Below are 24,610 nucleotides of genomic sequence, written 5' to 3'. Positions count from 1 at the left end.
AACTTTGCAGCATTAAAATTAATGTAATGACAAAGAATAATGTAAGTCTTGTTTCAGGAGCCAATGGACATCTGGGAAATAATTTAGTCAGATTTTTACTGGAAAAAGGGATTCCGGTAAGAGCTGCTGTAAGAAATACAAAAAACAAAAAACCTTTTGACGGATTGGATTGTGAGCTGGTACAAGCGGATATTACTGACAAAGCTTCTTTTGTAAAAGCACTGCAGGGAGTGGAAACATTCTATGCTGTAGGCGCTTCTTTCAAATTATGGGCTAAAGATCCTAAAAAGGAAATCTATGAAGTAAACATCAATGGCACCCGGAATACTATTGAAGCAGCTGCAGAAGCAGGCGTAAAAAAAATAATATATGTAAGTTCTATTGCTGCTCTCAATTATACAAATTTACCTACCAGAGAAAGCAATGGTTATAATCCGGATCGCAGAGATATGTATTATAACTCTAAGAATGATGGGGAGAAACTGGCATTTGACCTGGCTTCAAAACTAGGGATAGAATTAGTTTCAGTGATGCCTTCTGCGATGATTGGTAGTAAGGCATTTTTACCGTTAAATGTTTCCTATGGAGTTCTCAAATTAATTTTGAATAGAAAAATTCCGGTAGACACTAAAATTACGCTGAACTGGATTGATGTGAAGGATGTTGCAGAAGGATGCTATCTGGCAGCTGAAAAAGGACGCTCCAGTGAGCGTTATATTCTTGCCAATGAAAAATGTATGACGATCACAGATACAACTATTCTCGCCAATACCCTTTATCCTGAGCTGAAGCTGAATATTCCCCGTTCCGTTCCCAAAGGAATCCTGGTTACCATTGTTGCTCTCATGGAACTTACCGCAAAATTGAGTGGAAAACCACCCGTACTTACCCGAAAAGATATTGCCATGTTTTCAGGATTACAACAGGATTTTGATATTTCTAAAGCAAGAAATGAATTAGGATTCAATCCTAAAAGTCCTGAACAGGCTGTGACAGAAGCTTTAGAGTATCTCATGAAAAATCCTGAAATGCTGCGAGAGGTTTAAGAAGCCTCTTTTTATTGATTCTCAAGTTTGATGATAGAACCTTTGTAAAACTTAGTCAGATCATACAGATCGGTAAAATAATGCTGCAGATCCGGGATGATGGCAGGATCAAAATCTTTCAAACTACACTGGTCTTCAGCCAGAAGATATAAAGACTGGTTATCCGGTTTCAGATATTCGCAAAGGATATTATCCGGATGCTGTTCTCTGTTGATAATCTCTGTCAGAAAAATCCCATAGATCAGGAATTGATTGAAATTTTTGGAATCTACAATATAATTCATATCCTGCTTCAGAAGTTTTTCATAATCTGAAAGAATCTGAAGGAAATTTTCGGCATGAATGTTAGTTGGAATTTCATAAAAAAGATCAATACCATTGATGAAAAGCTGTGTTTTGGTTTCCTCATGATCTGAAGAATACACCTTATGAAACCATTGAAAAATAAGCAGAAGTTCTTCCTGGCTAAGTTCTTCAACAGAATCTTTTACTTTTTCTTTAATTGTTTCAAGGGTATTTTTCGCTTCAGGCGCAAGGAATTTCAGAATATTTTCTTCTTCACGGCTGAGCTTATTGTACAAATTTATTTTGGCAATAATGGGATTGGTTTTGATGAAATACAGTTCTTCCGCCATAGGTATTTACCAAATTAGATTTCAAATGGTTATTTAAATATACAAAATATGCTTCAACTGCATGAAAAAAAATAATATGTAATGAATGGTATGACTACTTTACTGTTTCATGCAGCGCTATTCTGTTGCCTTCCGAGTCTTCAAATTCTGCTACTGCAAAACCATATTTTTCATCTATCCTTTTTGGGTAAAGAACAGAACCTCCTTGTTGCAGAACTTTTTCCAATGTTTGGTCAATATTTTCTGCTTTAAAATAAATAATGACACCATTTTTGGAAGGTTTGTAGACATCTCCTTTAGCTAATGCACCTGTTATGCCACTGTTTTTTTCTTCAAATGGAAACAATGCCATCTCATAACGGTCTATGATTTCTTTCTCAAAACTAAAATTGAAAACAGAAGAATAGAACTTTTCAGCACGCGCCAGATCATGCACGGGAATTTCAAAGTAGACGACAGGATTGGAGGATTCCATATTTTTTAAAGCATTAGGTTTCTGTGATTGACTGCAAGATACGGTTAGCAATATAAATATCAAAAAGAGCGACAGTGATTTCATGATTGGAAGTTTAAATGGCAGATGGTATTTCCTGAATCTAAAATAAAGTTTTTATCTCAATTTCAAAAATAGATAGACTTATCTATTTTTTTATCTACATTTGTAAAAATTTTCACGATGAAAAAAGAAAAAGTACGCGAGAGGATTATCAGGGTTGCTTCAGAATTGTTTTATAAGCAAGGGTATAATTCTACGGGGATCAATCAGATTATTGCAGAAGCGGATATTGCCATTGGGTCTTTGTACAATCATTTTTCATCCAAAAATGATCTTCTTCAGGCCTATCTTACCAAAGAGGAACTTGGCTGGTTTGAAGGATATGAAAACAGTATATCCAGGATTTCAGACCCGAAAGAAAAACTTCTTGCCCTCATTGATTACAGAAAAAAATTGCAGCAGAACTCAAAATTTGCAGGCTGTCATTTCATTAAAATTGTCTCCGAAATAGGAGAGGGCAATCCTTCTGTTTCCGCTTTTGCCATACAGCATAAAGAAAAGCAAAAGGATTTGATCAGAGCACTTGCCCATGAATATGGAACAGAGGCGAAGCTGGCTGACACAGATTCAATAGCAGATCATATTTTTCTGCTCATAGAAGGAGCTGTGGTTACCTCTACGATCAACAAACAAACTGATTCTTTTGACGAGATAAAAAAAATTGTTCAGGGTTTATTGCCCTAATTTTTTTTAATTATTTAAAAATAGATATATCTATATAAAAATGAAACATAAGTATTTGAAATTATTAGTGATACTATTAGGACTGTTGTTGACAATCATGGATATTTTTATCATCAATGTGTCTATACCTTCCATACAGCGTGACCTTCATGCTTCTCATGGAGAAATGCAGTTTATGATTGCCGCTTATCTTATAGGATTTGCTTCTTTACTGATCACAGGAGGCAGATTGGGAGATCTGTACGGAAGAAAAAGGATTTATATTTTCGGATTGATTGCCTTTATGATAAGTTCTATTGCCTGCGGAGTTTCTGTAGGAGCTGGTCAGCTGGTAATTTCAAGGTTTGTACAAGGAATCAGTGCTGCCATGATGGCGCCTCAGGTACTTTCCATGATACAGATTTTATTTCCCGTTCATCAGGAACGCACCAAAGCGATGGGATGGTATGGAATTACTATCGGGATTGGAACCGTTTTGGGACAGTTTCTCGGAGGATACTTTTCATCTTTGACTGTTATGGAAGAGCCATGGAGACTTATTTTTCTGATGAATATTCCCATCTGTTTACCCGCTATTTTTCTTAGCCTGAAATTATTGAACGAATCTAAAACGCCTGTAAAACAATCTTTCAATGCTGGTGGAGTTCTCATTCTTTCTGCAGGATTGTTCTGTGCAACTTATGCTTTAACAATGTCTGAACATGAAGGTCTTCATTTCAAAAATGTTTCATTAATGATTATTTCTGGTGGAATTTTATTCAGTTTTATAAAAAATCAGAAGAAGAGAATCCAAAATGAACGTTCCTATCTGATTGATTTTGAATTATTCCGTTATCAAAATTTCAATTTGGGAATTGTGGCGGTTTCTTTCTTTTTTATTATGCTGGATTCCTATTTTTATATTCTGTCTCTGTTTTTTCAGGATGGGCTAAAGATGAGCCCGTTAGTGGCAGGAGAGATCATTGTTTTTCAGGGATTGGGTTTCATTTTAGCTTCAGTCATTTCTGTAAAGCTCATTTTGAAATATGGGAAAAAAGCCCTGATGGCAGGGCTTAGCTTTATTATTTTGATTCTTATGCTTCAGTTATTTTTATTCAGAATGCAGACTGGTTTTCCTGTTTTCTGCCTGCTTTTATTTTTGCATGGGCTGGGAATAGGATCTATTATTCCTTCACTGGCGAATATTGCCTTGTCAGGAATGTCTGAAAAACTGATTGGAAATGCTTCCGGGGTTTATAATACTTTTCAACAGATTGCTGCTATAGTCGGGATTGTTGCTGTAGGAAGTATTTTCTATTATTTTCTGGGAACAAAACCTTCCGTAGAGCAGTATCACAATGCCTTTTCCGTTACTTTACTGATTAATATTCTCTGTTTGTTTTTTGTAATGGCCTGTATTTTTAAGGTTCCGGATTATGTTCTTCCTGAAATGAAAAACAGGAAATAAAACTAAGGTTTCTTTGCTGAGGTTTTGATTTCTTGTAAAGCAGCCTTAGCAATATTTCGGGTAATTTCTGTAGGAGAGTGGCAGTCACAATTGCTGAGCCCTATCACATAGAGATCTTCACCTGGAATATAAATTCCCATGCTTTTAAATCCAAAAATACTTCCTCCATGCTCACGATCAGCTGTTCCGTTAATTTCTTTCAGGTGCCATCCGTATCCATAGGTAAACTCTTCACCATTGTTCAGCTTATATTTTTGAAAAGCTTTTTGGGTTTCTTTTGAATTCAGTAAAGTATTTTGATTCAGAGCTTGCTGCCATTTCAGCATATCATCTGCGGTAGACATCAACGAACCGGAAGAAAACGGAACACTGAAACTAATCACGGTTTTATTCACAAACCCCTGTTCTTTTTTGTGATAGCCGTAAGCTCTCTGAGGAATTACTTTTCTGTCGGAAGCGTAATAAGAATGACTCATTCCTGCTTTATCAAAGATGTTTTTCTTGATAAAATCGTCATAAGAAGTTCCGGAAACCAGTTCAATGATGTATCCCAACACGACATACCCGGAGTTATTGTAATCAAACTTCTCTCCTGGTGCAAAATCGACAGGTTCGTTTTTGAAAAAATTGACCATTTCTTCAGGCTTCATTTCTTTTTGAGCAATAGAAGGCAAAGATTTTATTTTCGTAAAATCTTTAATTCCCGAAGTATGGGTCAGAAGTTGGTGAATGGTAATTTTATCTCCGTTAGGATAATCTTTGATGTATTTCGAAACGGGATCATTAACATTAAGTTTTCCCTGCTGTTCAAGCATCAGAATTGCTACAGCGGTAAACTGTTTGGTCATTGATCCGATCTGGAAAACTTGATCCGGTGTCATATTGACTTTGAGCTCAAGATTGGCTTTTCCAAATGCCTTGCGATAGAGACTTTTTCCATTTTGAGAAATTAAAAAAACGCCTCCCGGTTCCTCTTTATTTCCAAATTCAGTCTGGATAATACTGTCAATTTTCTTTTCATATCCTTTTGCCTGTGCCTCCATTGTTTGAGTTAAAAATGGCAGCAAAACAAAAGCGGTTATCAATTTTTTAATAATCATAAGTATGTAATTTGTTATACAAAGATATGATTTATTTTTATTACTATGTTATACAATATAGCTGTTGATGTAAATTTTAATTCCTGTGTAATCCAGAATCCTTTTAATGATTATTGTACCCGTTTGGTTTTTAATCGAACTCCTGTGGAAATGATGAGTAAATGATATTGATGGTTATTGTCACTTAAAAACTGATACACGTCCTCAGATTCAGGATTGTCAAAAAAAGAATGTTGTGATTCAGGATAAATCTTGGTTTTTTCACCGTCTTTATCAAGGATATAAAGGAAATGATCTTCTAAGATAACAGTGAAAACCTGTGACTGATCTGCTTCAAGAGCAAATTTTCCGGTGTATTGTTTAAGAATTTCATCCGGAACTTCAATGGCTTTTTTGTTAATTTTCTGAGGAATTTGATAAGGCTGGCCGTTTAAAAGGTTAATAATATCTTCCGTCACTTTCTGAAATGGAATATCTGTGAAATTTGAGGTGAAAATAAAAGTAATACCAGATTTTAAATCCTGATAATAATATGCTCTGTAGCCTGGACGGCCTCCTGCCTGTATCAATTGACTGTTGTTTCCAAACATTTTAAGAGCAAGATCTTTTTTGAGATGTTTTCCTGAAATAAGTTGTTTGCTAAAACTATAAAGATCATCCGTTGTCGAAAAATAGTTTCCGGTTTCAAACCTGTTGATACTGTTCTGAGAAACCGGTGTAATTTTACCATTTTCACTTGAAAATCCATAAGCAAAATCTGATAATGATTGTACAGAATTGAACTCACCCGTATTCTTTAGCTGATACTTTTTGATGATTTCTGTCTGAATGAAATCCCAATATCCTTTATCCGATAATTTACCAATAATGTAGTGCAGGATAAAATATCCCACATTTGAATATAAAGTTTGTGTTCCAGGCTCGAATTGCAATGTTTCTTGCCTGGCAAGTTCTATTATTTTTTCAAGGCTGAGATGGTCATATTTTTCATAATCTTTGATTTCTCTTGGCAATCCTGATTGATGAAATAAAAGATTCTCAATAGAAATTTTTGCACCATTGGGAAAATCTCTGATGTAAAGATTAAGAGGATCTGAAAGCTTGAGTTTTCCCTGCTCGGCAAGTTTTAAGATTCCATATTTTACAAAGATCTTGGAAACGGAAGCAATGATGAATTTACTGTTTCTGTTAACCTGTAATGCTTTGTCTTCATGGGGAATATTATATGTTTTATCAAGAAGGATTGTATTGTTTTTGGCAATTTTTACATTCCCATTAAAATTTTTCAGATTGGTCAGCGCTGTAAAATAGCGATCCAGCTCTTTGCCATATTGCTGAGCAGAAAACTGGAGGGAAAAAATAAACAGGAAGAAAAAGCTCAAGAACTTCATAATAGGTAATTTGAGGTCAAACAAATATATATTTTAATCAGTTATGAATACTTTTTCACAGAGTTGCCTCTAATTTCCTGATGGGAATGGGATCTTAATTGATGATAAATAATGTAATGCAATCAGGTTTTTTATCTGATTTACTTTTTATTCTCGCGCATTGCTTTAATCAGTCTGTCATTACGTTGATCAGCTCTTGCATTATTTAAAGAAAGTACCGCCCAGATTGCGGCAGGAAGCCATCCGATCAGAGTGATCTGTAAAATCAGACAGATAATTCCGGTGAGAACTTTTCCACGGACCATGAAAGATAAGAAAGGAAGTAATATGGCTAGTAACATGATTTTAAGTTTTTAATTAAACTGATTTTTTACCGGGACTGAGGATCAAAATACGCTTTAAAAGTAAGAGGATCTTCAATGGTATCCTCGGCTTCTTCAAGATATTCCAGATACTCTTCCTGATGTTTCTCCATATAAATAAGCACAATGGCCAGGTTTACAAAAAGATTTTTGTCTTTAGAACCCAAATCTAATGCCATTTTTAAGTAGGCCAGCGCCTTTTCATTTTCACCCATATCAGAATAAACAGCACCAATACTAATTAAAGCTGCCGTATTTTTAGGCTCAATAAGCAAAATTTCATCTAATTCTTTGACCAATAGATCGTTTAAAGTGTCCCAATGGTCTTCATTTTCCCATCTTTTAGCCTGAAGTTTTTTTACGTTTTCTAATCTTAGTGTTATGCTGCTCATTATTTAAAATTACAGAATGGATGTTTATTTATAAAGTACAAATTTAGCTTTCTTAGAATAGATATGCTGTTTTTTTAAGAGTAAAAAGAATTTCAGTATTTTTTATTCTTTCAGTCCGTCCAGTATCGCTGCTTTCAGTATTTCAATGTTGATATCTTTCAGAGCTTTAAATTTAATACAATATCCGGTTACGCTGGCTTTACCTATTTTTTCTCCATACGTTTCGGATAAATATTTTTTATCACTGATGTTCATAACATAGATTGAGATACCGGTTGTATTGGCGCTCATTCCGATCTGGTAAAAGTCCCTTGTTTTTCCACCTGCATATTGCAAGGTATACAATCCATATCCGATATTAGGATTAGAAACGGTTTTATTTTCACTGTCTTTACCATCAAGAAACCATAGCTGGCATTCCGGCATGAGCTCAAGAATGATTTGATGAAGTTCCTGCATATCATTGCGTTTTGGTTCAGGCTGGCTGTGGATATAATTTTGGATTTGTTCTTGAATATTCATGTGAAATAAGGAAATGTTTGAGATTATTGATCGACTAATTTAAAACAAAAAGAACAGCAATCGCTGTCCTTTTTACATTTATTTTTTCTGTCACAATCTGAATATACATCCTATCCAAATGCTCTTTTCAATAAGCTCTCTACTTTCGGCTCGCTGCCTCTGAAATTTTTGTAAAGCTCCATTGGATCTTTTGTTCCACCTGAAGACAGCAATACTTTATACTTGGCAGCAATTTCAGGATTGAAAATTCCGTTTTCCTTGAAATACTGGAAAGCATCAGCATCCAGAACTTCTGCCCATTTGTAAGAATAATATCCTGCAGAATATCCTCCCTGGAAAATATGAGAGAAACTTGGACTCATTGCCGTTTCTGAATTTGAAGGATAAAGAGTGGTGGCTTTGGTATACTTATCTTCAAACTCTTTTACACTTTCTTTCTCTAATTCTTCAACTTTCGTATGATAGTTCATATCCAGAAGCCCGAAGCCTAATTGTCTTAATGTTTGGTAGCCTTCCATAAAGTTTTTAGACTGCTCAATCTTTTCAATTTTTTCGTCAGGAAGTACCTCTCCTGTTTTATAATGCTTTGCAAACGTTTTTAAGAACTCAGGTTCATAACAGAAGTTTTCAAGAAACTGTGATGGAAGTTCCACAAAATCCCATTTTACAGATGTTCCGGAAAGGGTAGGATATTGGGTATCCGCCATCATTCCGTGAAGAGCATGCCCGAATTCATGGAACAAAGTAGTCACTTCCTGGAATGTCAGTAAGCTAGGGGTATCTTTTGTTGGTTTGCTGAAGTTGCAGACAATGGAAATATGCGGACGGGAATTTTCACCGTTTTGCTTGTACTGATTTTTGTAACTGGTCATCCATGCACCGGCTCTTTTCCCTTTTCTTGGAAAATAATCAACGTATAAAAGAGATTTGTAAGTCCCGTTCTCTTTTACTTCATATACTTTTACATCCTCGTGGTATTTCGGAATATCATTTCTTTCCTCAAACGTTAATCCGAAAAGTTGTTCTGCCAATCCGAATACAGCATCCTGTACCTGATCTAACGGGAAATAAGGTTTCAGTTCCTCATCATTCAGGTCATATTTCTCTTTACGAAGTTTTTCAGCATAAAATGCGTGATCGTAGCTCTGCATTTCTTCAATTCCGTCAGCTTTTGCTAAAGATTTTAATTCTTCAATTTCTTTATCAGCATAAGGTTTTGCTTTGGTTAGAAGTTCATTCAAAAAGTCAATAACTTTTACCGGAGACTTAGCCATTCTCTCTTCCAGAACAAAATCTGCATAGTTTTTATATCCGATAAGCTCAGCTTTCTGTTGTTTAAGAGTAAGCAATTCTTTAATCAGATTCTGGTTGTCATATTCTCCGCCGTCAAAAGATTTTTTACCATTGGCTAAAGCGAGTTCCTTTCTCAGTTCACGGTTTTCGGCATAGGTCATAAACGGAATATAGCTTGGATACTGTAAAGTCACTACCCAACCTTCAAGATTTCTTTCTTTTGCTTCCTCCGCATATTGATCGATGATTGCCTCAGGAATTCCTGCAAGATCTTCTTTATTGGTAATGTGTTTAAAATAAGCATTGGTAGAAGCCAATACATTTTGTCCGAACTGTAATGACTTTAAAGAAAGATCCATGCTGATTTTCTTTAATTTTTCCTTGTCTTCCTCATTCAATAAAGCTCCGCTTCTTACAAAACCTTTGTAGGTTTCATTCAAAAGCATTTTCTGCTCTTCGTTGAGATTATAATTTTCCTTTTCATCATATACTTTTTTGATTTTGTTGAAAAGGGCTTCGTTTTGAGAGATTTTTGAAGAATATTCAGTTAAGATCGGGGAAACTTCCTGAGCGATTTGCTGAATTTCGTCGCTGGTTTCTGCAGAATTTAAATTGAAAAAAATATTGGATACCACATCCAGCTGCTCTCCTGAATAGGCCAGTGCTTCAATTATATTTTCAAAAGTAGGCGCTTCAGGATTGTTGACAATAGCCTCAATTTCTTCTTCAGATTTTTGAATCAATTCCTGAAATGCCGGAAGATAATCTTCATTTTTGATGGCATTGAATGGTGCCGAATGGTATGGAGTGTTAAATTTTTCTGTTAAAATATTCATTTTTTGATCTTTTTATATAAAGTAAATTTAATGATTCATTGGGAATCAAAGCTGAAACGCGCAAAAATAATGCCTCACTGGCGAGTTATGACAAAAATACCTTATCTTTATTTAATCTTGTCATATGGAAAGAGGGAGTGATGTAGGAATATTTAATTTTGAGAACAGATTTAAAAGTTATCATTAAAATAAATAACCTTAAATATATAGACTATGAAAACACTCTTAAAAATTATTGGTACCATCATCGTACTGATTATTATCTATGCTGTCATTGCCATGCTCACTTTCAGTAAAGATTACCAATATGAAAAATCTATTGTTATCAATGCACCACAGGAAAAAGTATGGAGCTATGCAGGGAATTTAAAAGGATATAACCAATGGGATCCTTTTTCTAAAGCTGATAAAAACATTGTCATTACCTATTCAGGAAACGGAGATAAAGTAGGAGATTCCTATCACTGGAAAGGAGATAAAAATGTAGGTGAAGGAGAGCAATCCATTACTGAACTGATACCGAACCAGAAAATGAGTACAAAACTTCACTTTATAAAACCTTTTGAAGGAGATATGAAAGCTAATTTCCTGTTGGTTCCTGAAGGAAGTGGTACCAAAGTAACCTGGATGATAGATAACGAACTGACTCCCATGATGAAGGTTATGAAACCTTTGATGAATGGCAATATGGACAAAATGTTCAGCCAGGGGCTGGGCGATCTGAAAAAACTTGCTGAAAAATAATAAAGAAGCCTTGTAAACTTTACAAGGCTTTTTTATTACAGTCCGTTATTGGAACTGAATCCCATTTTCTTTCTCCTTTATTTTTGTAAGCGTTATTTTTGTAAAGCCAAAGAAATATTATTCTAAAAATATTATCTTTATATAAAGAATAGATTGTATGGAGAAGATTGTATTTGAAAAAAGTGATATCAGAGACTTTGTAAAGACTACCATCGCAGAGAAAATTGAAAAATTGAAAAACTTTATCGAATTTACCCTGGAAGCCAGCCGTGACATCAAAAAAACGCCGAAATATGACAGCATGAGAGAAGAAATGCAGGAGGAGATCTATCAGATGCAGCGACAATTGGGAGCTTTGAATGATCTTAAAAGAAATATGGCAAAAGTTCTCAATACGGCCACTGAAAGAGTACAGCTCGGTTCGTTGGTTATTACCAATAAAGCCAGATTCTATATCTCTGTGTCACTGGGAGAATTCTTTTTTGAAGGAGACAGGTTCTATGCCATATCTCCGGAAAGTCCTATGGCTAAAGAGATGATGGGCAGAAAGAGCGGTGATGAATTTACTTTAAACAAAATCCATCAGAAGATTGTTGAAGTATTGTAGAATATAAATCTTTATATACAGGCTTTGAATAGGAAACCTTATGATAAATGGTTTTCTATACTCTTTTTTAGTCTTTTTTATCCTGAAAACGTTAATCATCATCAGGAAGTAAATACTTAACATTTTAAATGGAAGAGATTGAATTCCATGTTGTAAATTTGCAGGTATGAATAATGCATCCATTTTAAAAGAAATCATAGAGCAAAGAAGAAGTATTTTTCCAAAAGATTATACTGATACAGAGATATCTCAGGAAGTGTTGGAGGAAATTTTAAATGCTGCCACATTTGCTCCTAATCACAAACGTACCAAACCTTGGCGTTTCAAAATATTCAAAGGAGAAGAAAAAGCACAGCTTGCGTCAGAAATGCAGGCCATCTATAAGGCAGTTACACCAGAACAGCTTTTCTTAGAGAAAAAATACAACGATATTGGTTTTAAAATCAATAAAGCTGATGCTGTAGTTTCCATTGTTGTCAATTTCAGCGGAATGGTTCCTGAGTGGGAAGAAATAGCGGCTACCTCAATGGCAGTTCAGAACATGTATCTTACCTGTACTGCAAATAATATCGGATGCTACTGGAGTTCTCCTAAAATTGTAGAGGAGTTGAAAAACTCTTTAACCATTGAAGAAAACCAGAAATGTCTGGGACTTTTCTATATGGGAACAATATAATATGGTTTTAATATAACAATCTGAAAATTTACCAATGTAACAATCAGTTTAAAAAAGGACCAAAATATTGTTTCCCTATTAGATTGATAAATTGTTATATTTATTAATTGTTAAATTAGAATTTTTGTTTATCTTTGCACTCTTAAATATTTAACTGGGACGAGTTCCCGTAAAATTCAAACATTATGTCAGTAAAAATCAGATTACAAAGACACGGTAAAAAAGGAAAACCTTTTTTCCACATCGTGGTTGCAGATTCTAGAGCTAGAAGAGATGGTAGATTCATCGAAAAACTAGGAACTTACAACCCAATTACTAATCCGGCAACTATCGAATTGAACGTTGATTCTGCTGTACAGTGGTTAAACAACGGTGCTCAGCCTACTGATACTGCTAGAGCTATTCTATCTTACAAAGGTGCTCTTTACAAAAAACACTTACAAGGTGGTGTAGCTAAAGGTGCTTTTGACGAAGCTGAAGCTGAAAAAAGATTCAATGCTTGGGTAGAAGCTAAAGATTCTAAAGTACAAGGTAAAGTAGAAGGTTTAGCAACTGCTAAAGCTGACGCTAAGAAAGCTGCTTTAGAAGCTGAAGTAAAAGTAAACGAAGCTAGAATTGCTGCTGCTGCACAAGTTGAAGCTGATGCTAAAGCTGCTGAAGAAGCTGCAAACGCACCTGCTGAAGAAGTTGTTGCTGAAGCTACAGAAGGAGAAGCTCCTGCTGCTGAAACTGAAGAAAACACTGAAGCTTAAGAACAAACCCTGTTATGCGTAAAGAAGATTGCTATTTTTTAGGTAAAATCACACGCAGACATGGACTTGCGGGTAACGTAATCCTTAAATTGGATACCGATCAACCCGAGCTTTACAATAAATTGGAATCAATATTCGTTGAAATCAACGGATTATTGGTTCCATTTTTTATTGAAAAATCATCATGGAGCAAACTGGATGCTCTGAATCTTGCATTCAAAAACTCTTCTGAGGCTATGGTGGATCAGGTGTTGGGTAAAAGTGTTTACCTTCCGCTTACTTCACTGCCTAAACTTTCAGGAAAACAATTCTATTACCACGAGATCATCGGATTTGAAATTTTTGATCAAAATGATAGCAACTGTGGGGTGATCAGATCCATAAACGATCAGACAGCACAGGTATATTTCATTACCAATCTGGATGGAAAAGAAGTGGTTATTCCTATGATCAAAGACTGGATTCTTGAAGTTGACAGAGAAGAAAGAACCATCAGAATGGAACTTCCTGAAGGTCTTATTGATGTTTTTCTTATTCCTTCAAAGAAAGACGAATAGTTTTGCAATAAGCAATAAGCAATAAGCAATAAGCAATAAGCAATAAGCAATAAGCAATAAGCTATTCTTTCACTATTTTCTCATTACTATTTTCATTACTGATTACTCATTACTCATTTTTAATGCGGGTAAAAGATAATCTTGTACTATTTTTTCAGATTGCTGATGGGCATAAGGCTTGTTATAAGCTTGCGCCGTAATCACGATGATAACTGGAATTTTCGTAAAAATAATAATTTTGTTTCCTCCATTTCCACTGGACTGGAAAGCTTCATAATTATTGTTTCCTACTGTATAAACTTTTCTCCAGAATAAATATCCATATCCTTCAAAATCAGGATTATCTGTGAAGTAATTGGTGAAAGATTTCTTAATCCAATCCTGAGTCAGAATCGTTTTCCCATTCCAGATTCCGTTATTTTTATACAGCTGCCCGAATTTTGCAAAATCAAGAGCTCTCATGCGTAATCCTCCGGCCAGAGAAGGCTTTTGCTGTGGAGTAAACTGCCATTTGTAATTCGTAATTCCAAGAGGATGAAATAGTTTTTTATCTGCATAGTTTTTCAGACCTTGTGGAACTGTTTTATCTAAAATATCTCCGGTTAACACAACTCCGGCCGTGAAATAACTCCAGTTTTTTCCTATCGTATTCTCAGTCATCGGCAGATCCAGAGTAAATTTTACCCAGTTTTCAGTCGGATACATATTTTCTTCATTTCCGGGAGAATCATAATTCTCATCGTTTCCATCAAATCCGGAACTCATGGTCAATAAACTTTTTAGGGTAACATTTTCTTTTTGAGAAGAATGGTTTTTATACTGATTCAGGTTATAAAATTCCTTCAGATTTTGATCTTCACTTTTTAAATATCCTTCTTTGATCGCAATTCCTGTTAATGCCGAAGAGAATGATTTTCCTACTGAGCGGGTGTCCTGCAGAGAATCTCTTCCGGAGCCGTTGAAATATTCTTCAAGAAGTAATTTCCCTTCTTTGATAATGACGATTCCTGTTATATTTTTAAACCTGTTTTCTGCAATTTTCCTGTTCAGAGATTTGATGATCTCCGTATTGATTTTCTCCTGAGAAATCTTCCATCCGCTATGGGATGATATAGGCTGAATAGCGATTTGCTGCTTCGAAATATTTTGAACTGGAACAGTAAGGTTGATTTGTCCTTCTGCAATAACAGGCCCTGTTTTGATTGTGGAAACATTGAGATAAGGCCGGATTTCAATGTTTAAGAGGTGATTTCCCGGTGTCAAAGCATCAATTCCATTATGGGCCATATAAAAACGCATCCATAAATACCTTCCCCATGAATCTTCATTTTTACTGCTGAGAAGAGGAATTCGCAATGTAGTTTTGACTTTTTTATTTTCTGCTGTACCTGCTCCTGTATTGAGATTTTCTGTATAAATCAGCTTTCCGTCCACATAAAATGAGAACTGATAATTTCCTTTTTTGAGAAGTTCTTCCGCTGTCCAGTTGGGTTCAAGCTGATGCAGATTGTTGACAAGAGAGTTATCAAAGAAAGCATAAATGGCAAGATCTCCGTTTTCCTGAAACACAGAAGAAGTGAGAAAGTCCGAATCTTTCAGGTTTTCAAGAGCTATAGTTTTATTAACGAAAACAATCTTACCAACATTATTTTTTTGAATCGGATTTTCAATTTTTTCTGGATTGACTATGTTTTTGTTTTGTCCGTGATAAAGATAAAATGTAAAAATAAAGATCAATAATAGAACAGGTTTCATTGCTAGAAGTATTTAAACAAAAGTAACAAACTTCTTCATGGTAAAATAGAATGAAATTAACATTACTGTTTTATTATTTGCGATCTATTCTAATTGAACAGTTTTCTAAATTCTCCGGGAGACTGATTCGTCTTTTGTTTGAAGAGTTTACTGAAAGACTGCGGATGTTCAAATCCCAGTTCATAAGCAATTTCACTTACCGATAAATTTGTGGTACTCAAACGCTCTTTGGCGGAATCAATTAATCTATTCTGAATATGCTGCTGTGTATTTTGCTGTGTATGCAAACGGAGCAGTGTTCCCAGATAGTTGGGAGAGATATTCATCTGCTCGGCAATGGTTTTTACTGATGGAATACCATTTTCAAGGAGATTTCCGTTTTCAAAATATTGAGAAAGGATATCTTCGAATTTGTACAATAATTCATGACTTGATTTTTTTCTGGTGAAAAATTGACGTTCATAAAAGCGGTCGGAGTAAACCAGCAATAATTCAATCTGGGCGATAATCAATTCCTGGGTAAATCTATCCGTATTGGACTGATATTCCCGTTCAATATTTTTAAAAATCTCTACAAGGATTTTCTCTTCCTTATCAGAAAGGAAAAGTGCCTCTTTTACCTGATAACTGAAGAAATCATATGATTTTATTTTTCTGGTTAACGAAGTATTCCACAGAAAATCAGGATGAATAAGTAATAAAAATCCTGTGGGTTCTACCTCAATATCCGGATTGATTTCAAGACTTAAATATTGCTGTGGCGAAACAAAACACAACACTCCTGAATCAAAATCATATTGCTGTTGCCCATAATTGAATTTTGGAGTGACATTCTTTTTCAAACCAATTGAATAAAAACACTGAATCCACTTCAGCTCTTCATTGTCAACGATATAACGAACCTTGCTATAATCTATCACACTGATCAACGGATGCTCAGGATTAGGAAGCCCACAGAAAGTATGAAAATCTGATATAGAATTAAAACGAACGGGTTGTTTCATAAGAGCTAAGTTAGTTGTTTTTGTAAAAAGTGTATTGCATGATCTTAAAAAGTCTTCGGCTCCGCTCTGACTGACTTTTGTAACACTTTATATTTAATTCATCTGTATAAATTGAAACATCAAGTATCAGGAATGTCATCCTGAGAGGAGTCGAAGGATGGTATCAAATTAAATGGCAGTGGAAACAGTCAGACTTTCCCATTTCTCAGCATCTTTCTTTAAAATATCAATTTTATTATTGAGAAACTCCACCGTTCCTACACCCAATAATAAATGTACAGGAGGATTTTTCTCTTTACTGATCTGGATCAGAACATCAGCTGCCTTTTCAGGATCATTGGGTTGGTTTCCGTTGATTTCATTGAGATGTGCCTGTTCAGAATTTCTTGCTGCTTCGTAAGCCTGAATAGGATTTGAAGGTGTTTTTACAGAATCTTTAGTTAAAAAATCGGTACGGAAATATCCGGGATAAACCACAGTAGCATGAACTCCAAAATCTTTTACTTCTTCGGCCAGTGCTTCCGTAAATCCGGCCACCGCAAATTTTGTAGAACAGTAAATTCCCCAGCCCGGAAAATTAGCAGAATATCCGCCAACAGAAGAAATATTGAAGATGTTTCCTGATCTTTGTTCACGAAGGTAAGGCATAGCATTTCTGATTACATTCAATGTTCCGAAAACATTCACAGCATAATTTTCTCTTGCTTCTTCATCGGTAAGTTCTTCCAGCGTTCCGATCTGTCCATATCCCGCATTGTTGACCACCACATCAATTCGTCCGAAGTGTTCAACCGTTTTTTCAATGGCAGATTTTATATCATTATTGTCTGTAATGTTGACGCTGAGTGGAAGGAAGTTTACCGATGTTTCTCCGATAGTGGAGATCAGGGATTCAACGGTACGGCTTGTGGCAGCAACCTGAAATCCCTCGGATAGTAATTTTTTTACCAACTCGAATCCTAAGCCTTTTGAAGCTCCTGTCACGAACCATACTTTTTTTGTTTCCATTTGTAAATATTTTTTTGTTTAAATGATGGTACAAAGATGGAAACTTACAATAGGGTAAATGTAGCCGAATCGGGGAATGATGTATCCAAATCGTGAATGGTAATTTTATATCATTTAAATTCAGATAAATTTTAATGATTTTTCAAAAGATTCCTGTATTTCAAAGGGGTAATTCCAATGTTTTCCTTAAAACACCGGATAAAATGACTCTGGTCTGAAAAACCGCATTCCAGAGCAACATTTGTTAAAGTATGAGGTAGCGCAAGAAGTTCCAGAGATTTATTAAGTTTTAATTTTCTTAGGTATTCGCCAAGATTACAGTGGAAATATTTGTGGAAATCCCTGCTGAGATGAATAGGGTGAATGTCCAGTATATTGGAAAGTTCAGTGAGACTGAGGTTTTCTGTAAAGCTTTCATGTAAAATTTCATTAATCTGGCTTACCCACACGGGTTTTCTTTCCGAACTTTCCTTCTGATGGGTTAACTGGCTGAAAAGGTTTACTAACAGCTGATTAATGGCTAGTTCAAAAGAAATATTGTAAGTTTTGGTTTCTTTGAACATCTGATACACCAATAGTTTTAAGGCCGGATTTTTTATATTAATGCTGCCTTCCACTTTATTTTTCTGAATATCAAAACGGTCAAACCAGCCTTGCGAGAGCTCGATATGAAAACCTCTTGTAAAAACATCAGGTTTACTATTGTAATGCGGATCTTCCCAATGATGGTACAATAATGTTCCGGCAGAACAGCTGTAAGTTTCTTTTTTATTTCCTTCCGTCATATTGCCCTGAAGCAGAAAGGTAAAGTAAGCATTCTCATGATAATGCCAGTCTACGTAAGGATGTGTATATTCTGTATCAGTGATGGTTAATCCTTCTAAATTAACCATTTGATTGGTCTCCCCAAAATATTCGCCGTTACGAAGAGTATTCATGATAAATTTTGTTTTAAGCGGTCAATCTGTTCATACATTTTATTAAAAAACATTTTCCTCTCTCTGTTCCCGGATTCATTCAGTGATCTTGAGTTTTTGATCTGATGTTCAAAATAGCTCAGAGAATCTTCACACGTGATTTTATCATTGGTCATCATATATCCGAACATGCTGAAAGGAACAAAAAAGGAACACTGTTCTTCATTTTTGAATAAAATACTGTTGTTTAAAATTACTAAATCATTCACATATATTTGGAAATTAGTTTTTTCCAGTGTTTTGATTTCGAGACCTTCCAGTAATTTTCTCAGATCCTCCAGAATAAGATCCACATCATTCTTTTTTAACAATCCCATTTCATAATAAAATGAAATTTGTCTCAATGCACTCATAATGGTGGTGTCATTCCATATTTCCGTTACATTTTGTTTATCATAAAGATCTTTCAGCATTTCATTTTTTACAGAATGGTACTCCATATTAAATTCGTGAAAAGGGCTTAAGAATTTATCCTGATTCAGTAGATTCATCCAGACATAAAATTTGAAACGGGACAGTACTGAATCTGAAATTGTATAAAAAAACGGGATGTCTTTTGCTGAATAAAATACTTTAGAATTGGTAATATTCTGAAAAACATTCAAAATCTTTAAAGAGTTCTCGAAGTAGTTGAGAAGATCTTCGGTAGTTTTTACAGGCTGTGTTCTTTTGACTACCAACTGGTTTTTCGTTCCCAGAAACTGATCCAGTGAGATCTGATAGTATTTGGCTAGTTCCAGTGCTTCCTCAAAACTAAACTTTGCTTTCAAAGAAGTTCTTCTGTGAGCTGCATCATAGCTGATATTAAGGATGTTGGCAATTTCATCATTTAAAGATTTTTCACCGATTTTTCTTCGGATTTCCTTGAGGAGAGCTTCCTGGTGCATAGTTTTGTGATTTTCACAAATGTAGTATTTTTTTTAATTTTTTTTCACATTCGGAACTGAGCGCTTCGCTGATAATTTTGAACTGTAATTTTAAAATAACGAGTTATGAAAACACGAATTTTATTAGCAGCAGTTCTTTTATTCAGTAGCCTGATGTATGCATCAGACAGTGTAAAAGCAGATTCTTTGAAACCGAGATTGATTGCAGCTTCACCTTCAAAGAATGTCAAGAACGTCAACGGAATTCTATTTAAATATTATGATGAAGAAGATCATTTTAAACCTAAAAAAGTAAATGGATTAGGAATGGGATTCAACGTTATGGGTATTTTCCTTCCTCCATTAATGCTTTTTACTTTACAGCCGGATCATTGGAATCTTAATAATGATTATGTAATTCTTCCCCGCGAAAAGATGAATACCATTAACGGACTTCAGCTTTCATTGATCAACATGGAACCCACGGTCACCAATGGACTAGAGATCAATATATCGAGTAATGTGAACACCTATGCAGTAACCAACGGCATGTCTGTTTCTCCATTTTTTAATCTGCATCATGAGATGAAAGGGGTTTCTGTAGCACCATTAGCCAATATCGGGCAGAAATGCAGAGGAATACAGATCGGTTTGTATAATAAATGTAAGGATTTCAGAGGAATACAAATTGGTGGATGGAATGAAAACGGAAGGAGGAAACTCCCTCTTATCAACTGGAATTTCAAGAAACAAAAAACAAATCAGGCGTTATGAAAAAGTTCGTTGTCATCACCGCAATATTTCTATGTGGCTTTCTGAAAGCCCAATTTGAAGAAATCAAAGAGAAAAAATGGCTGGTCATTCTTCTCAGTACCAGAATTGAAGGAACTTCACTGGATAACAAGGCATTCCTGTCAATAGGAACGAAACTTACTGATGGTGATAAGAATTATTACAGCTTAAGAGGCCACTTTAACTGGTGGGACGAAAGAAGGCTGCTGGTCATTCCCGAATTTGATTATTTCAGAAAAGTTGTTTCCTTTGAAGATGGGGTAGAAATATCAGCCTTATATGCAGGTGTGGGAGTTTCACCTTATGCGGTTTCGCCTAAAGCAGGAATCAACTTCTACCATTTCTTGTGTGCAGAATTCGGGTACAATTTCGAATATAATACCTATAAACCATTCCCAATCAAAGGATTCCGCTATGGCTTGGGAATTAATCTTGTCTTTTAAATAATTAATACAATGATTATGAAACCAAAAATCAGATTTAAAAAGGCAGCCTCTCCTTTCTATTCAGAATTGCGTGAAGAGGTGAAAGTATTGCTTACGGACGAAGTGACAAAAAAGGCCGGCAGATTGATGATTGTGAAATTTCTGTTTTATTCTTTGAGCTTCCTGCTTTTATATGCTAATCTTTTTAATCCTTATATGGAAGATAAGAGTTGGGCTGTAGCTTTGAATTATGTTATCCTGGGACTAACGGGAATACTATTGGCTTTTAATTGTGCTCATGACTGTGTACACAACACATTTTCCAGGTACAAAAAGGTGAATCAGATTATTTATTATATCACCTTTAACCTGCAGGGAGTGAATGCAAGACTGTGGAGAACAAGACATGTTGCATCCCATCATGTATTTCCTAATGTGGATGGCTGTGATGCAGATATTGATGATAATATTTTTTTACGGCTGTCTGCGCATCATCCCAAAAGGAGAATCCACACCTATCAGCATTTATATGCTACCATACTGTATTGTTTTTACACCTTGCATTGGATCGTGATTAAAGATTTTATATATGTCAGAAAAAAAGAATTGGCCAATCTCAGAAATCAGAAACATTCTATACTGTCTGTGTTTGAAGTTATCCTGTTGAAATTAGCTTACTTCAGCTATATGTTGATTTTGCCTGTGCTTTTTACTGATATTCCGGTGATGACGATTGTTGCATCTTTTATCATCATGCATGTGACAATTTCGTTGTTTTTTGTGCTGACCCTGATCATTTCTCACCTGAGTCTTGAAACAGATTTTCCCAAAGCGGATGATGAAGGGTATCTGCCATATGATTATTATGAACATCAGTTAGCCGTTTCATTGGATTATCACCCAACCAGCAGATTAGCTAACTGGATTTTTGGTGGATTCAATTCCCATGCTGCCCATCATCTTTTTCCCGGTTTACCTCACACTGTTTATACCATTATTACTCCAGCGATCCGAAAAGCAGCTGCCAGAAATAATTTTCCATACCATGAGAAAAGTATTGTGAAAGCTGTTGTTTCCCACTATCAATATCTCAAAAAATTAAGTAAATGATTTTAAACCATTAAATACTTCAGCCATGAAAAATGATAAACTGATCTTATTTTTATTAATGTTTCCGGTGCTTATTTTTTCACAAAATACTCCAACAGATACATTGAAGACCAATATTGAAGAGCCTTTTGATTATAAAAAATATTATGACTGTGATTTTGGAGAAGGAAATGTTTTGATTGTGATCAAAAAAGGAAAAGAATTTACAGACCTTACAGATTTAAGAAAATCAGGGAAAGGATTTGCGATTAAAATTGAAGCTATATACAGTATGGAGTTTAATGACGGGAAAAGATATGAATCAAGTGTGGTGAAAAAAATTACACAGGATAGTATTTCAATCACAAACTTTTTTAATGAGAATGCAGCGAAGCTGGCGGGACAACCTTTTACGTTAATTACTTACCCGCTTTCTTCTTTGAAATATGTCCGTTTTATTGATGACAGAATGTTATCTCTCTACGGTAAAAAAAATATCCGGAAAAATTTTGATCTGATTGTGAAAAAAATGGACCGCGCGAAAATGTGTCCTGCTATTATTCAATTTAAAGACAGAAACGGCGAGATGAAAGTCTGTCATTTCTACCTGACATCTCAGGGATACGATCTTTTGTATGAAAACAATGGAAAAGTATATTATCTGGAAGGTAAAGTAGAATGGAAATGATATTTGAAATGAGTGTAATCTTTAATATGTATTCACTTTTTGTTGAATTATTATTTTAAATTTTAATGAAAATATGGATGAATACATGGAAAAAAGCAAAAGGAGTAGTGTATCTACTGAAGAAAAATAATATTTTTGTAATATAGCTAGGATGAATGATGAAAATAAAATCTTTACTACTGTTTTTGATTATTGGAAATGTGTTCTTTAAGGCACAGACCAATAATATAGAAAAGAATATTCCAGAGAAACGGACTTATGAAGAGTTGAGTAAAGCATTCTATAAAAACCGTATAGGAGAAGGAAACAGTAAAAGTATTGCCAATTGTTATCTTAAAAAAGCAAAATCTGAAAAAAATACAACTCAGATTGCTGAGGGATATGTTATGCTTCATTTCGAAGAGAACTTACCTAATGCTTTAAAATATCTTGACAGCTTACAACATATTACACAAAATTCTAAAGAAAATACCTATCCGGCAAGAACTTATCTTTTAAAAGGAAACCTTTATTTTAGAAATGATAATCTCCAGTCTGCATTGAATAATTATATTTTGGGACTGAAATATGCAAAAGAAAAAGGAAATAAAAGGCAGATTGCCATGGCACATATCAATATTGCCTATCTGAATAATTATATCGGAAAACATGAGGAGACAGCAAAAGTCCTGAGGCACTATGCTTATGATGTTGATTATATGAATGAAGATGAGATAAATTCTCTCAAACTGAATCTGGCCGATGCCTATATCGAGATCAGTAAAATGGATTCTGCTTATACATTGATACAGGAAGGTTTACAGGATTCCAAGAAAAATAGAGATGTTTACCGTTATCATCAGAATCTTGGATTATTAGGATATTATAATCTGCATTCAAAAAATTATCAGAAGGCTCTTGACGGTTTATTAGAGTGTAAAAAATATTTCTTTACCAATAATAATGATAGAAGAGATCAGAATTATACCCTTTTATATTTGGGGAAATCCTATGCGGGGCTTCAGGAAAAAGAAAAAGCTGTAGATTTTTTCCGGAAGATTGATTCTATGGTTCTTAAAACAAGTTATATCTATCCGGAGCTGAGGGATGTATACACTTATCTGATTGATTATTATAAAGCAAACAGTGATAAAGAACAACAGCTGTATTATGTAGATCGCTTTTTAAAGGTGGATCAAGTACTGGATAATCAGTTCAGATATATTTCCAGAGAACTTCCGAGAAGATATGATACTCCGGAACTGCAGCAGGAGAAAGAAAGTATTACCAATGAACTGACTAAAAGAAAGAGTCTGTTTTATATTGTGCTGAGTCTTTTATTGATATCACACCTGTTGTTTATCAACGTTTACTTTAAATATAAAAAATCTGAGAAAAATTATAAAAAGATTGCTCAGGATCTTATTCAGTCTGTTAATGAAAATAGGGTAGGGAAAAATACAGAGCCGGAAACCCCAATCGAAATTCATTCTGAGATTCTTCCGGTAGGAAATACAGAAAATTCTGAGGACAAGACATCCAGAACTATTTCTGAAGATATTGCCCAGAATATTTTAAAAGAACTTGAAATATTTGAAAACAATGATCAGTTTTTGAATAAGGGAATTACATTGGGAAGTCTTGCCAAAAAGATAAAAACAAACTCGAAATACTTGTCGGAAATTATCAATACTTACAAAGGAAAAAACTTTGCTACTTATCTCAACGATCTTCGTATTGATTATGCCATCAGCAGATTGGCCAATGACAGAAAATTCAGGTCTTATAAAATTCCTTTTATTGCCGAAGAATTAGGATATAATAATGAACAGGCCTTCACTTTAGCTTTCAAAAAACGCACCGGAACACCACTTTCTATCTATCTGAAAGAAATCGAAAACATGTCTTCGAATCAGGGTTAATTAATTGATTTTTAATATTTTATTATTTATAAATTCATGATTTTAGGTATATAAATTTATGAATCTATAAAGCATTCACTTGTATCGTTATTCTACTTCCTGCATCTTTGCTTCAGGTAAAAACACAACCTTTTATTTTGTATGTACACAGTACAAGATATCATTCCAAACTAATGGTTAATTAAAAGATCATGGTTAGGAACCGGATAACAAAATTATTAACGAAGCTGGTAGAAATGAGAAATAATAACCAGTAAAAAACAAAATGTAAAGAATGAAATATTTGTTCAGAATTTAGAGATGTAAAAGTGTAGTGATCATTTAAAAAATCGTAAACAGTTAAAATTAAAATCCGTTGAATCCACAACAATGTTTAAAAGTATAGTATAGTCTAAAAATGGATGTATGACCTGGTAATTTACCACGAACTTAGCACTTAAAAACTAATAACCATTTCAATAAAACTAATTCCATGAAAGCTCAGAGTAAATCAAATTTATTCTTT

General features: G+C 34.7%; 26 protein-coding genes. 13 read left to right on the top strand and 13 right to left on the bottom strand.

The annotated features are described in order from the left end of the window. Positions 1-26 precede the first annotated feature (26 nt). On the top strand, positions 27-1,046 hold the full coding sequence (locus ACWPWS_RS16495) for an NAD-dependent epimerase/dehydratase family protein (protein WP_454047251.1): 1,020 nt from the start codon (positions 27-29) through the stop codon (positions 1,044-1,046). 11 nt (positions 1,047-1,057) lie between these two features. On the opposite strand, the gene ACWPWS_RS16490 is transcribed toward ACWPWS_RS16495, so the two are convergent. Beyond that, on the bottom strand, positions 1,058-1,681 hold the full coding sequence (locus ACWPWS_RS16490; protein ID WP_454047250.1) for a hypothetical protein: 624 nt from the start codon (positions 1,679-1,681) through the stop codon (positions 1,058-1,060). 94 nt (positions 1,682-1,775) lie between these two features. Next, positions 1,776-2,156: a VOC family protein gene (locus ACWPWS_RS16485; protein WP_454047249.1), complete on the bottom strand. Its 381-nt coding sequence runs from the start codon at positions 2,154-2,156 to the stop codon at positions 1,776-1,778. A 201-nt stretch (positions 2,157-2,357) separates the two neighbouring features. Between ACWPWS_RS16485 and ACWPWS_RS16480 the strand changes: the two genes are divergently transcribed. Both ACWPWS_RS16480 and ACWPWS_RS16475 read left to right on the top strand, forming a co-directional pair. Continuing rightward, positions 2,358-2,921 (top strand): TetR/AcrR family transcriptional regulator, encoded by a 564-nt coding sequence (locus tag ACWPWS_RS16480; protein WP_454047248.1) that lies wholly within the window; start codon positions 2,358-2,360, stop codon positions 2,919-2,921. Positions 2,922-2,961: 40 nt separating this feature from the next. Further along, on the top strand, positions 2,962-4,368 hold the full coding sequence (locus ACWPWS_RS16475) for an MFS transporter (RefSeq protein WP_454047247.1): 1,407 nt from the start codon (positions 2,962-2,964) through the stop codon (positions 4,366-4,368). 2 nt (positions 4,369-4,370) lie between these two features. Here the strand turns inward: ACWPWS_RS16475 and ACWPWS_RS16470 are convergent, their stop codons facing one another. From ACWPWS_RS16470 to ACWPWS_RS16445, 6 genes are all read right to left on the bottom strand, one after another. Beyond that, positions 4,371-5,468: a serine hydrolase domain-containing protein gene (locus tag ACWPWS_RS16470; RefSeq protein WP_454047246.1), complete on the bottom strand. Its 1,098-nt coding sequence runs from the start codon at positions 5,466-5,468 to the stop codon at positions 4,371-4,373. A gap of 110 nt (positions 5,469-5,578) precedes the next feature. Next, positions 5,579-6,859: a serine hydrolase domain-containing protein gene (locus ACWPWS_RS16465; RefSeq protein WP_454047245.1), complete on the bottom strand. Its 1,281-nt coding sequence runs from the start codon at positions 6,857-6,859 to the stop codon at positions 5,579-5,581. A 140-nt stretch (positions 6,860-6,999) separates the two neighbouring features. Continuing rightward, a complete protein-coding gene (locus ACWPWS_RS16460) occupies positions 7,000-7,200 on the bottom strand; it encodes a YqaE/Pmp3 family membrane protein (protein WP_454047244.1) in 201 nt (66 codons plus the stop codon). 29 nt (positions 7,201-7,229) lie between these two features. After that, the gene (locus ACWPWS_RS16455; RefSeq protein ID WP_309512718.1) at positions 7,230-7,613 is read right to left on the bottom strand and encodes a hypothetical protein; all 384 of its coding nucleotides are present in this window, start codon (positions 7,611-7,613) and stop codon (positions 7,230-7,232) included. A gap of 102 nt (positions 7,614-7,715) precedes the next feature. Then, positions 7,716-8,135, bottom strand: coding sequence for a DUF1801 domain-containing protein (locus ACWPWS_RS16450; RefSeq protein WP_105681296.1), 420 nt, complete (start codon positions 8,133-8,135; stop codon positions 7,716-7,718). A gap of 110 nt (positions 8,136-8,245) precedes the next feature. Next, a complete protein-coding gene (locus ACWPWS_RS16445) occupies positions 8,246-10,264 on the bottom strand; it encodes a M3 family metallopeptidase (protein ID WP_454047243.1) in 2,019 nt (672 codons plus the stop codon). Between the two features lie 213 nt (positions 10,265-10,477). Between ACWPWS_RS16445 and ACWPWS_RS16440 the strand changes: the two genes are divergently transcribed. From ACWPWS_RS16440 to rimM, 5 genes are all read left to right on the top strand, one after another. Beyond that, the gene (locus ACWPWS_RS16440; protein ID WP_454047242.1) at positions 10,478-11,008 is read left to right on the top strand and encodes an SRPBCC family protein; all 531 of its coding nucleotides are present in this window, start codon (positions 10,478-10,480) and stop codon (positions 11,006-11,008) included. Positions 11,009-11,165: 157 nt separating this feature from the next. After that, positions 11,166-11,615 (top strand): GreA/GreB family elongation factor, encoded by a 450-nt coding sequence (locus ACWPWS_RS16435; RefSeq protein ID WP_209787570.1) that lies wholly within the window; start codon positions 11,166-11,168, stop codon positions 11,613-11,615. 166 nt (positions 11,616-11,781) lie between these two features. Next, complete coding sequence (locus ACWPWS_RS16430; protein ID WP_454047241.1) at positions 11,782-12,291, top strand: nitroreductase family protein; 510 nt, start codon at positions 11,782-11,784, stop codon at positions 12,289-12,291. 185 nt (positions 12,292-12,476) lie between these two features. After that, positions 12,477-13,043 carry a 30S ribosomal protein S16 gene (locus ACWPWS_RS16425; protein WP_209787576.1) on the top strand — a complete coding sequence of 189 codons (567 nt, stop codon included), beginning with the start codon at positions 12,477-12,479 and terminating at the stop codon, positions 13,041-13,043. 14 nt (positions 13,044-13,057) lie between these two features. After that, on the top strand, positions 13,058-13,600 hold the full coding sequence (rimM, locus tag ACWPWS_RS16420; protein WP_454047240.1) for a ribosome maturation factor RimM: 543 nt from the start codon (positions 13,058-13,060) through the stop codon (positions 13,598-13,600). Between the two features lie 102 nt (positions 13,601-13,702). On the opposite strand, the gene ACWPWS_RS16415 is transcribed toward rimM, so the two are convergent. From ACWPWS_RS16415 to ACWPWS_RS16395, 5 genes are all read right to left on the bottom strand, one after another. Beyond that, the gene (locus tag ACWPWS_RS16415) at positions 13,703-15,355 is read right to left on the bottom strand and encodes a serine hydrolase domain-containing protein (protein ID WP_454047239.1); all 1,653 of its coding nucleotides are present in this window, start codon (positions 15,353-15,355) and stop codon (positions 13,703-13,705) included. A gap of 89 nt (positions 15,356-15,444) precedes the next feature. Next, positions 15,445-16,359 carry a helix-turn-helix domain-containing protein gene (locus ACWPWS_RS16410; protein WP_454047238.1) on the bottom strand — a complete coding sequence of 305 codons (915 nt, stop codon included), beginning with the start codon at positions 16,357-16,359 and terminating at the stop codon, positions 15,445-15,447. A gap of 168 nt (positions 16,360-16,527) precedes the next feature. After that, positions 16,528-17,367, bottom strand: a complete 840-nt coding sequence (locus tag ACWPWS_RS16405; protein ID WP_454047237.1) for an SDR family oxidoreductase — start codon at positions 17,365-17,367, stop codon at positions 16,528-16,530. Positions 17,368-17,498: 131 nt separating this feature from the next. After that, a complete protein-coding gene (locus ACWPWS_RS16400; RefSeq protein ID WP_454047236.1) occupies positions 17,499-18,305 on the bottom strand; it encodes a helix-turn-helix transcriptional regulator in 807 nt (268 codons plus the stop codon). Continuing rightward, positions 18,302-19,231, bottom strand: coding sequence for a helix-turn-helix domain-containing protein (locus tag ACWPWS_RS16395; RefSeq protein ID WP_454047235.1), 930 nt, complete (start codon positions 19,229-19,231; stop codon positions 18,302-18,304). The genes ACWPWS_RS16400 and ACWPWS_RS16395 overlap by 4 nt, the downstream gene beginning before the upstream one ends. 105 nt (positions 19,232-19,336) lie before the next feature. Between ACWPWS_RS16395 and ACWPWS_RS16390 the strand changes: the two genes are divergently transcribed. The 5 genes from ACWPWS_RS16390 (at position 19,337) to ACWPWS_RS16370 (ending at position 24,105) form a co-directional block, all read left to right on the top strand. Further along, positions 19,337-19,984, top strand: a complete 648-nt coding sequence (locus ACWPWS_RS16390) for an LA_2272 family surface repeat-containing protein (RefSeq protein WP_454047234.1) — start codon at positions 19,337-19,339, stop codon at positions 19,982-19,984. Then, positions 19,981-20,445 carry a hypothetical protein gene (locus ACWPWS_RS16385; RefSeq protein WP_454047233.1) on the top strand — a complete coding sequence of 155 codons (465 nt, stop codon included), beginning with the start codon at positions 19,981-19,983 and terminating at the stop codon, positions 20,443-20,445. The genes ACWPWS_RS16390 and ACWPWS_RS16385 overlap by 4 nt, the downstream gene beginning before the upstream one ends. Positions 20,446-20,463: 18 nt before the next feature. After that, entirely contained in the window at positions 20,464-21,537 is a 1,074-nt protein-coding gene (locus ACWPWS_RS16380) for a fatty acid desaturase family protein (RefSeq protein WP_454047232.1), read from the top strand. Positions 21,538-21,562: 25 nt separating this feature from the next. Further along, positions 21,563-22,204 carry a hypothetical protein gene (locus tag ACWPWS_RS16375; protein ID WP_454047231.1) on the top strand — a complete coding sequence of 214 codons (642 nt, stop codon included), beginning with the start codon at positions 21,563-21,565 and terminating at the stop codon, positions 22,202-22,204. Positions 22,205-22,359: 155 nt separating this feature from the next. Further along, positions 22,360-24,105 (top strand): helix-turn-helix domain-containing protein, encoded by a 1,746-nt coding sequence (locus ACWPWS_RS16370; protein WP_454047230.1) that lies wholly within the window; start codon positions 22,360-22,362, stop codon positions 24,103-24,105. The last annotated feature ends 505 nt before the right edge of the window (positions 24,106-24,610 follow it).

This window comes from Chryseobacterium sp. Marseille-Q8038, assembly GCF_965111995.1.
The sequence above is the reverse complement of the archived record's forward strand: the minus strand, read 5'-3'. Positions and strand labels throughout refer to the sequence as shown.